The 10704-nt window shown below is 37.0% G+C and carries 6 protein-coding genes; 4 read left to right on the top strand and 2 right to left on the bottom strand.

The features are described from left to right. Positions 1–90 precede the first annotated feature (90 nt). The 4 genes from BW935_RS09060 (at position 91) to BW935_RS09075 (ending at position 7403) form a co-directional block, all read left to right on the top strand. Complete coding sequence (locus BW935_RS09060) at positions 91–933, top strand: DUF6602 domain-containing protein (protein ID WP_076500764.1); 843 nt, start codon at positions 91–93, stop codon at positions 931–933. 210 nt (positions 934–1143) lie between these two features. Beyond that, positions 1144–2679, top strand: a complete 1536-nt coding sequence (locus BW935_RS09065; RefSeq protein WP_076500765.1) for a Fic family protein — start codon at positions 1144–1146, stop codon at positions 2677–2679. 471 nt (positions 2680–3150) lie between these two features. Next, the gene (locus BW935_RS09070) at positions 3151–4752 is read left to right on the top strand and encodes a hypothetical protein (RefSeq protein ID WP_076500767.1); all 1602 of its coding nucleotides are present in this window, start codon (positions 3151–3153) and stop codon (positions 4750–4752) included. Further along, positions 4752–7403, top strand: a complete 2652-nt coding sequence (locus BW935_RS09075; protein ID WP_076500768.1) for a phospholipase D-like domain-containing protein — start codon at positions 4752–4754, stop codon at positions 7401–7403. Before BW935_RS09070 ends, BW935_RS09075 begins: the two co-directional genes overlap by 1 nt. 886 nt (positions 7404–8289) lie before the next feature. On the opposite strand, the gene BW935_RS09080 is transcribed toward BW935_RS09075, so the two are convergent. Next, positions 8290–8967, bottom strand: coding sequence for a hypothetical protein (locus BW935_RS09080; RefSeq protein WP_076500770.1), 678 nt, complete (start codon positions 8965–8967; stop codon positions 8290–8292). Positions 8968–9037: 70 nt separating this feature from the next. After that, positions 9038–10555, bottom strand: coding sequence for an IS66 family transposase (gene tnpC / locus BW935_RS09085; RefSeq protein ID WP_076500771.1), 1518 nt, complete (start codon positions 10553–10555; stop codon positions 9038–9040). Positions 10556–10704 lie beyond the last annotated feature (149 nt).

A 10704-nucleotide genomic window follows, 5' to 3' on the forward strand; every position in this document is an offset into this window, starting at 1 on the left:
ATTTGTATTCGTAAGTCAGAAGGTTAAAAAGACACTGCTTCAATGAAAGATAAAGTATCAACATATGACTTGATTAAAACTTATTTTAAGATGAAATCAGAACAATTAATCGCTATTTCAAATCAAGCGATAGTTGAACATTCTTCATTGAAAGGAAGTCATCGTGAAAATCTGATTGATATTTATCTAAAAGAAATCTTACCCAAGAGATTTGGCATTGGAAAAGGAATGGTTTACGGTGTTTTGGGAAAAAGTAAAGAATCAGACTTAGTTATTTGGGATGAACATAATTTTCCAAGCTTAAAACTTTTAGGACACTCAATGTTCTTTGTTGAATCCGTAAAATCAATAATGGAAATAAAAACGAACTGGTCAAATGATGTTTTCAATGATATTAAAACTAAAAAGATTGCAGCTTCTAAAATTTCAAGCTTACCGCAATCCCCAAACATTGACCAAAGAGTTCAGTTTTTAGAACACAAAGTCGAAGCATTTGAAAACAACGAAAAGGTAAATGTAATTTTTTCGACACCTAAAATATTACCATTCATTTCATTTATATTCAATGGTGGAGAAAACTTCACCATAGACAATATAGATAATGATGAATTAAAAAATGTGCATACAGAATATCCAGACTTGACCATTTTTCTAAAAGCTGGGAAGGTTCTTGAAAAGCAATATATCTATGACGAAGACGATACGACAAAAGGAAATGCTTTTTTGAATTTACACAATGCAGGAGAAAATGCCCTTTTAATTTTCACTTCCTTACTGTTGGAAAAATTAATGATTAACACAAGTTTTTCGGACTATCCTATAAATTTTATAAAATATGGACCAATCATTTATGAGCATAAAATTAACTTAATCGAATTTCCTGTTGAAGGACAGTTGCCAGGAATTTATTACGGAGCAAATTTAAAAAAATGAAGAAATACTGGGCATAACATTTAGCCCACTAGAGAAAAGCATTTATGTCGAAATATAGAAAATCAGATTTATGTAATAAACTATCAGGATTGCTGAAAGGAAACGGGGTATTATTGTCTATCAGGTGTGTAGGGAGTATTTGCTGACTTCCTTATTGATAAAGCCTAGTTTTGGGATCTAGTTGGCATTGAACATGGAGAAGATTTAATTATGATTAGAATATTTGTTAGCAGTGTACAAAAGGAGTTTGAGCAAGAAAGGTTTAAATTATTTGAATGGATTACAGCAGATCCCTTTTTAGGTAAGTTTTTCGAAGTATTTCTCTTCGAAAAACTACCGGCAATGGACAACACACCCCAACAAGTATTCTTGGATGAGATTGGCCAATGCGGAATTTATTTGGGCATCTTAGGCAAGGAATATGGTTTTGTAGGCAAAAAAGGGATTTCTGTGACCGAAGAAGAATTTGATGAAGCTTCGCGTTTGCATAAACATCGTTTGGTGTTTGTCACCGATCATGCAAATGAAGATCGTGATCAAAATCAAGTACAATTCATTTATAAAGCACAAGCCTTTTTGGTAAGGCGCAAGTTTTCAGATTATTCTGATTTAAAATCATTACTTTATGCTTCTTTGGTTAGGTATTTAGAAGAAAGTGGCAGAATTCAAACTACTCCTTTTGATGCTTCAACTTTGAAGGAGGCAAACCTTTCAGCAATTGATCCAAAAAAAATTGCTGATTTTGTCATTTTAGCTCGCTCTAAAAGAGGTTTCAAATTACAACCCACGGCTCCTTCTGAAGAAATACTTACTCATTTAAATCTATTGAATGATAATAAACCAAATAACGCTGCTATTTTATTATTTGGGTATGAGCCATCTCGTTTCTTTCCAAGTTCAGAAGTACGCTGTGAGTATCATTTGGGAATTGATCGTAAGAAGCCAATTGCTTCTTACAAAGTATTTACAGGTACTGTTTTTGAACTAGTAGATCAGGTAGAAGACTTTATTCTTTCCAAGCTAGATTATCAAGTTGAAACAAGAGCAGGAGGCACTTCAATTCCAGGAAAATATGAAATCCCGCGAGAGGTGATTGCTGAAGGCATTGTAAATGCTGTAGCTCACCGTGATTATACCAACAACGGAAGCGTTCAAGTTATGCTTTTTAAAGATCGTCTTGAAATTCGTAATCCAGGTTTTTTACCATTAGGTTGGACAGTAGAAAAGTTGAAACAATTACATACTTCAGTCCCTCGCAATCTTTTGTTGGCGGAACCAATGTACCAAGCTGGATATATTGAACGATTAGGTACTGGAACTTCAGACATGGTGACTCTTGCAAATGAAGCAGGCTTAGTTGATCCAGAGTTTACTCAGGAAGATACATTCAATGTAACCATTTATCGCCAAGGATATGGCGTCACCAACTCAATACCCGCCAAGCTCCCACCAAGCTCCCTCCAAGTACCCACCAAGTACCCACCAAGTATAGATAATTCAACTCAGGACCACCATGGTAGTACCGTAGAAGTAAGAAATCTGCTTAAAGTGCTGGTTGGCGAAAAAAGTAGACAGGAGCTTCAAGATGCCCTTGGACTAAAAGATAGAAGAAACTTCAGAGAGAATTATATAGATCCAGCATTAAAAAAGGGTTTTATTGAATTGAAGTTTCCAAACAGTCCAAGTCATCCAAAACAAAAATACTTGCTTACTAAAAAGGGCCAAAAAGCATTAAAAATTCTATAGTACAACACATTGGAAAAAAAGTTTTGTATATCGAAAACCATCTTGAACGCTCAATTAATTGCTACAGGAAGAAAGCTGGTAGTGATTTTATAGAATAACATATTCCGAATATTAGGAATTGTTGTTTTGTGAGTCACTAAGATTAATCCTGAAGTGTATTTATTTCTGGATCAGAAAAGAAGGTTGATGTTAGTTAAAAGGATTAAAAAACAAATCGATAAATTGGTTTTGACTAATTAAGATTGGAAATCAGCTCAAATTGAGGGATTTTGAATTCGTTAATCAAAACTCTAAAAGACTACACGACCGAGAACAAACGAACTGAAAAATGAAAGACAAAATGCCAAACCGTTCAACAAAATCAAAAGAGCTGCATCCCCACGTTCAAAGGCAATGCAAAGCAGCACATTTGCTTTTTCCCAAATGCACTTTTAGCAGACAAAATATTGTAGATTAATAATACTTTTATAAATGGCTGTATTACAAAAAGGTAAATCAAAATATCCATTCTGGGGTGCATCAATAAATCTAATCACTGGACTTGACCCGTTGGGACTTCAAACAACATCGGAGGCGACATACGCTACTATGTTGCCAGGGGTTTCCAACTTGACAAACCGAATTCGCTATTATGGTTTTTATTGTTGGCTGTTGGACTTCTATTTCAAGACGGAAAAGAAAGGCAACTCAAAAGAACAATATCGTTTTATCCGCAGAGCAGAATTGATTATTGCGATAATTATGCAGAGCCAACGGAAAGGAGTTCAACAAATCACTGGAAGTAATTTTGCTTCCAACCTACTGAACACAATTACAGGAAATCATTTTGACATAGCCGAAGGAGCAGACAAAGACGACAGCGAAAAAGATGTTTATTGGAAATATCCGTCAGGTGCATTCGGACAATATTATTACGGAGCAATGCAAGCACTTTCGCTAATCATTACAGCAGTTAATGAGGACGGAGATGTTATTTACAATATCAGCCAACCACACCCAAGACAAAAAGTTTCAGGGAAACAATTAGCCGATGCTTTTGAAAATTCATTGACACCACAGATAAAGGAATTGCTTTACAGCAATATCAAAAAAGGAAAACTTTACCAATCTGACATTCCCGAACTGATAAAATATTTTGCGATTGACACCATAGAAACTAAAAACGATGAATGGCGACTGTATGTTGAAATGCTTTTGGACAAAGACGAACCAAGCCAAGAGGTTGAAGAACTTTTTACTTTTCACAGAAGGGAAACAATTTTATCACTGTTAAACTCAGCCGTTCAAAATGGAAAAGATTACGACTGGTATAAGTTTCTATTGGAGTGTTATCAAAAAAAGTTGGGAACAAGTTCCCAACCCGAAACAGAAACCAACATCGGTTGGTATTGCTACCAACTAAACGAGTATTGGCAATACAGTTGCGGAACAATCTTTTGGGCAGTGCTGCAACACCTTTACGATTTTCAGCAAGACCAATACTTACCTTCATTTGTAAAAAAGTTTTCAAGCAGTATCACGAAAGAAATTTGCAAAGAGTTAAAGCAATCAACACAACCAACAACTTTGGTTTCAGAAATTCTATCTCTGATTGCCGACACGACAGACGAAGAACAAACCAAAAAAGAAATTGACGAAACCAAAGACCCCGTTCTTGCAGCAAAAAATGGTTTTATGCTTTTGCTACAACTATTCAAAAACAACAAAGAACAACTTCACCCTTTGAAAGAGTTTATGTGCAGAAAGCGAACTGAGAGAGATGGGAATATGGTTGACGGCATCTTGACAGTTCACATAGCAGAAAAGGAAGCACTTCAAGAGTTTGTTGAGCAATTCATTATACGAAAAATCATTTACAGACATTCAATGGTTGCACTTAGAAAAATGGGCAACGGTTCACAAACGACACACAAATTTTTTATTGAAGAACAATACATTCGTTTCATTGACATATTTCCGCCAAGAAACACTTCGCCAAGAATGAATGCTTTGCAAAACATAATGTTTGACTTGCAAGTAATCAACGACCAAAGAGTTTTATCACCCTTACATAAAAAACTTTTGATTGACTGATGGCATTGGAAAGAGAAAACATATTGACCTTAATAGGAAGTAGAAGATACCACTCTTGTATTCTCACAACTTTTAGTTTTGACTTTTATTTCTTTGAAATGAAAGCGATGAAATGGTTGCGTTCGTGTGGAGTGAGAAACATAAATGTTTTCATTGACGGGCATTATTATTCAGAGCTAATGCAACAAGCCACAGGCGAAGAAATGCAACTCACCGCTGGTTATTCACTTTACCCTGTTTTTCAAAAGTCAATCTTCCATCCCAAAATTTGGATGTTGTTTGGCGACAAAGAAGGATTGCTAATTGTTGGTTCAGGCAACTTGACTAATTCAGGAAACGGTAACAACGATGAAATTTGGGGAGCATTTCACTTTGACATTCGTTCAACCGAAAACGCACCAATCTTTTCAGCAGCTTGGAATTATCTTTCAAAGCTTTCTGCAACAGTTAGAGGACAAATGAATGAAAAGACAACACAATGGATAGTTGAACATTCAAAATGGTTGAATGAATTACCAAAAGTAAAACCGTTTCAGTTTTCCGACACTTCACAAAAAGAGAAAGTTGCTTTCTTATTCAATTCAGAAACATCTTCCATTTGGAAGGAACTTTCTGAACATATCAGCAATGAGAAAGTAATTGAAATTACTTCTATCTCCCCTTTCTATGACATTAACGGAAAAGCATTGCAAGAACTGAAATCTATTTTTCCGTTAGCAGAAATAAATGTTGTGTTAGATGAAAGTGGTTTAATTCCCTTTGCAATGCAAGTGAGCAAAGGGTTTACTTTCTATGATTGGCGTGATGCAGGTGTAAGTAAAGTTCAATATGCAAAATATGAAAACGCTAAATCAAAACTCCACGGGAAAATTATTCACTTCAAAACCAAAAGTGGAAGGGAGTTTTGCTTATTCGGCAGTGCCAATGTTACGCCTGAAGGTTTGGGATTAGCAGGGAAAATTTCAAACGCAGAAGTTTCACTTCTTATTCAATCCGAAAAGGGAGGATTGCTAAATGAGTTAGGAATAAAATTGAAATCAGGTAACAGCAAAAAACTTTCTGACTTCACAGCGACAGCAACAAAATCAATTTATGAAATCGTAATCAAGAACAATCAATTTAAAGTTCAACTGCTTTCAGCAGAATTGATTTACGATGAACTCACACTACATTCAAATGGGAATTATTCAGTGCAATTCAAAGTAGTTTTCTTTGACAGGCAGAACAGATTTTTGCATTCGCAAAAAATTTCAAAGTATGAACAAGAACTAAAAATAAAACTCAATGCAGAGTTAGGCAGTTTTCAGTATATTCAGTTTGCCGACAGTGCAGACGAATTTATTTCAAACAAACTTTTAGTTTCTGATTATTTCCTTCTTGCGAAAACTCATCCCAATCCAAAGACAGAGGACATTGAAAGAATTTACAGCGAAATTCAAAACGGTGAATTAAGCAAGGTTCTTGACTTGTTGCATTACGCAATCATTGACGAAACAGAAAATGAGGAAGGCACAAGTGTGTTGCATAAAAGTAAAAACACTGATGCGAAACGAGAGGAAAAGAAAGAACCTGAAAGACTTTATGATCTTTCATCTTACAAGCCGATTGAACATTCTGCATTTGAGAAAAACCTTTTACTCTCTTCTCTTTCTCTTCGTGTTTTAGATGTTCTAAAGTTCATTCACTCAAAAGGACTTTCAACAAACAGGCAAGATGATATTGGCGTTGACGAACAGGAAGAGAATTTAGGCAACATAAGCGGAAATGAAGAAAACGAAGTGAAAACACTTCGTAATCTATCTTTCGCTTTGCTCAAATCTGAAAGGAGAAAATTGATAAGCTACTTTGATAATCTTTACAGTAATCAGCAAGAAATACTTTACGGTAAAAACCGACCAAAAATATATAAGCCGACACTAACAGATTTAACCAAGTATTTAATTGCTCTTGAATTGATACTTGAGTATGGAGGCAAGTCTGAAAAGTATGACGAACAAGACACACAGCATTTCTTTAGCTATCTTCCATTTGTTGACGAGTATGATAACAACAATGTGAAAGGTTGTTGTTTAAATTTAATTGGCGACTTTTTGATGCTGGCAAGAACAGGATTTAAGGAATATGAATTTGACTACACCAAAAAGAAAGTTGAAGAATTAAAAGGTGAGGCACTTGTAAGCACAATCGTTTGCCTGCTAAACAACCGATGGAAAGAAAATGAGTTACATTACTTTTTTTCAATGCTATTAAACACACTTCATTATTTAGGATGGAAAGATGTTGAAGATTTCAACAACAACTTTGGTGAATTGAAAACTAAAATCACTTATAGAATTTCAGAACTGAAACACAGAGCAAGCGGACTTGAACAAAATTTAGAGACATTTTACAGAAAAGTTTGTCCAGCATTTAAGCAAGTGATAAAACGGCTTGTAGACAAAAACTTTGATACATCAGCAGTTCAAGGACAAATTATTTACAAATCACCTTGGGGTTATTGCTTTGTTCATTCAGTAACCAAGACAAACGACTTTACTTTAATCAGACCTGGCTTTTTGTGGGACGATGATAAAGCTGACTACATGAAACATAGCCAAGACGAAATTTATTTACCTTTAAAACTGCCATCTTTTATATGCACAGACCTATGACAAAACCCAAGCCAACGCACCTAAAACGACACGAAATGGCAACAAAACAGATGACAGAAAAAAAAGGGCGTAGGAATAACATTTAGCCCACCTGATGAAAGCATTTGCAAAAAAGCCCTGATTGATGTAAAAATTTATCAGGGCTTTTATAGATAATGTGTTTGTTTTTTTTAATGGCATCTATGAATGCATAGCATTTGGTTAGTGCCTGCTGTGTACGCCGTGGCGTATTGACTGACAACCGCTGGGTGAAGGGTTTGTTAGGTGGAATAGTAGGCTGATTGGTGGATTTTAGGAAGTGGTTGTATTGGTTTTTAGTTGAATGTGAGAGATTTTGTATTTGGGATGGTGTCCCCTATTCTTAGTATTGGGATTGGATTTCTAATGCGACTTGAATTCGAAAGCCCGTAATTCAAATAACAGATCAAATAATCATTTCTAATCGATCCTGATGTTTCAAATTATCTCATTTATTATGAAAATTATTTTAAAAATGCTTTCTTTTTTCAGGAAAATTGAGTAGAATTAATTTCATTATTAAAACTTAAAAAGAAAAAGATATGGGACTAAAACCAGGGCCAAAGAGAACAGCCAAATCAACGGGAAAACCAGACCAACGTCAAAGGGATAATAAAGATACTCCAGGAAATACACCGTCTTTAAAACCGCCAAAGCGCCCTAAGAAGTAAATAGGAATAGTTCTCTCATCCAGTTTCCCCGTCAATCTTATAAAAATCTTTCAGTCAATTCGCAACAATTCTTCAATTTGGGAATTATCTTCCTTTCAATAATAGAAAGTTGGAGGATGACTTTTTGCTGTTTGGTAATTAGTTCAACAGGCTCCTTCAAAAGACCTGAAAAAATAAAGACATTAAACCAGATTCTACTAAAAAATCCAATTCACAAAACGGTTTCCAAATAGGAAGAAAATAAGCACTCCCCCTTTAAGGATTTTCATAAACAAGCCCAGATACCTGATGAAATGTCCCAGTTGATCCGATTCGTGCTGTTTACTTTTTTTTAAAGCCCCATAAAAATATGCTGTGATTAAATAAGGGATTAGCTTTAACAACCACAATGCCGTCCCTAATAACAACAGGAAAATAGTAATAGATAGCAAGGAAACAATATTTTCATATCCAGTAACATGCAACCGTTTTTGGAGAATGATGGTAACCACCGCTGCTGCAAGGAAAATTTTTGAAAGCATCAGGATTAATCTTTTCGTCTCTTTCTTCAATTCCATAGAGTCAGAAGGACTACTAAAAACAACAAAAAAGATCAGTATGATGTCTGCGATTATAACGGTCTTGATGTGCATGAATTCGGAGGAAAATGAGTCCGCCACAGAAGCTATACCGCAAAGCAAGACAAGGAACACGAAGAGCGCCAGCCGAAAAGTGCCCAGAAAAAATGAACGTTCGGCAACAGCTTTATTAGACCATCGTACATAGAAGGAATCCATTACCGATTTGATCGACATCAGGGTTTCTGATCGGATGTCATGCTCGATGACTTTTCTTGAGCTCCCCACGATACTAATGATAAAGGAGAGTATATTCATACATAGAGTACTTAGCAAATGTGATATCTTCGTATCCCTCCGACCAACCCCATCTTGTAAAGAATGGATTTTATTTTGGACGGTATTCTTCCCAGTTTGATGGGAGAAGTTGATAAAGGTCTTTTTGCTTGTGGGATTGGATTCTTTCGAACACGTCCTTGAGCCAATCGAACTCGTTGATTTTATTCTTTTTGCAACTTGCCATGAAGGAGTACATGGCCGCTGCCATCTCGGCTGCCTGCTGGGATCCTGCAAAAAGATAAGCTTTTCTACCTACCGCCAACGGTCTTACTGCATTTTCAACCAAGTTGTTGTCGATTTCCATCTGCCCGTGCAAGGCGTATGCACTTAATCCAGCCCATCTTTTGTGGGCATAAGCTATGGCTTGTCCCATCGGACTTTTAGGCCTGTAGCTATACTGCTTTTCTTCCAGCCAGTTTCCGAGGTTTTCCAGTACAGGCTCCGCATGTTCCTTTCTCAATGCTGTCCGCTGTTGCCACCCCATTGAGTCATCCCGCATCTTCGCTTCCAGAAGATAGAGTTTCTGGATTTCGTCGAGTATATAATTAGCCTGTTTTTCATCGTCCTTTACAGCATCCACAAACTTCCGCCTGGCATGCGCCATACAGAAAGTCAGATGGATATCCGGATGATCTCCAAAAAGTGAATCATAGACTGCAAAACCATCAGTTTGGATGATACCCCTAAAGTCCTCAAGCATTTTCTTGGGACCTGACTGATCCCTGCCTTTTTGGTAATCGAATAATACAAGCCTGTCCACAGGGGAATGATAAAGCCACATGTACCCCTGATGGATATTGTTTTTGTGATCCCTGTCCAGAACCTTTATCGGTGTTTCATCTACCTGGAGATATTTTTGGTTGACCACAATCAGCCGAAGCAGTTCCCAAAGTGGTTTGAGATGATCCCAGCCTTTCATGATCCAATCCGATGCACTCGAAGCGGGGATGCGTACACCCATTTTGGAGTATTTATCTATCTGTCTGTGGAGTGGCATCCCATAGACGTATTTGTCAACAGTCATCTGGGCGATTACCGACTCGGATGGAATCCCTTTTTCTATCACTCTATCGGGAAGCACCCCGATAATGATGCCTTCACCGTTGGATCGGGCATACTTAGGGCGGATATAACGCTTTACATAGAATGATGCAGGGACTACCTCAAGCACTTCAGTCACTTCTTCCCCTATTCTCACGCAGCCTTCTGTAGATTCGGATGGCTCGATCACCACATCTTCTCTTCTAAGTTCTTCGGGAAGGGACATACGCCCTGAACCTTTCGACCTTTTCTTCGGAGTGGGCTTTTCGGTCACAGGTATAGATTCAGAAAGTTCTTCCTGTACTGATCTGGTGGTACCAAGTTCAAAAAGTCCCAACTGGTCATCTCCTACGTTGTTTGTGCGTTTCTCACTCTTAAATCCAAAAAGATGTCTGCGGAGTTTGTCGAGTTCGAACTGCTGGTCTGAGATAATCTCTTCTTTTCTCAGCAGGTTTTCTTCTTTTTCAGATATAGTCAACAGGGCTTCTTCGTACAGCTTTTTGTAGTCTTTTTCCCCGTTTTCCATGACATAAAGATACTGAAAAAAGTGGCTTTAGATACATTTTGAGGCTGTTTTTGTACTCAAAAAAGCACTTTTTTTTAAGCTCTTTTTAACGCATCATAGCGCTTTCTGTAGCTCACCGATTCAAGCCTTACCCCCTGTAAGAGGAGGCT

This window comes from Belliella pelovolcani (genome assembly GCF_900156785.1).
Taxonomy (GTDB): Bacteria; Bacteroidota; Bacteroidia; order Cytophagales; family Cyclobacteriaceae; genus Belliella; species Belliella pelovolcani.

Excerpts from the sequence above, each read along its gene's own strand:
- tnpC (WP_076500771.1), bottom strand. The coding sequence starts at position 10,555 with ATGGAAAACGGGGAAAAAGACTACAAAAAGCTGTACGAAGAAGCCCTG.
- BW935_RS09075 (WP_076500768.1), top strand. The coding sequence starts at position 4,752 with ATGGCATTGGAAAGAGAAAACATATTGACCTTAATAGGAAGTAGAAGA.
- BW935_RS09060 (WP_076500764.1), top strand. The coding sequence starts at position 91 with ATGAAATCAGAACAATTAATCGCTATTTCAAATCAAGCGATAGTTGAA.
- BW935_RS09065 (WP_076500765.1), top strand. The coding sequence starts at position 1,144 with ATGATTAGAATATTTGTTAGCAGTGTACAAAAGGAGTTTGAGCAAGAA.
- BW935_RS09070 (WP_076500767.1), top strand. The coding sequence starts at position 3,151 with ATGGCTGTATTACAAAAAGGTAAATCAAAATATCCATTCTGGGGTGCA.
- BW935_RS09080 (WP_076500770.1), bottom strand. The coding sequence starts at position 8,967 with ATGAATATACTCTCCTTTATCATTAGTATCGTGGGGAGCTCAAGAAAA.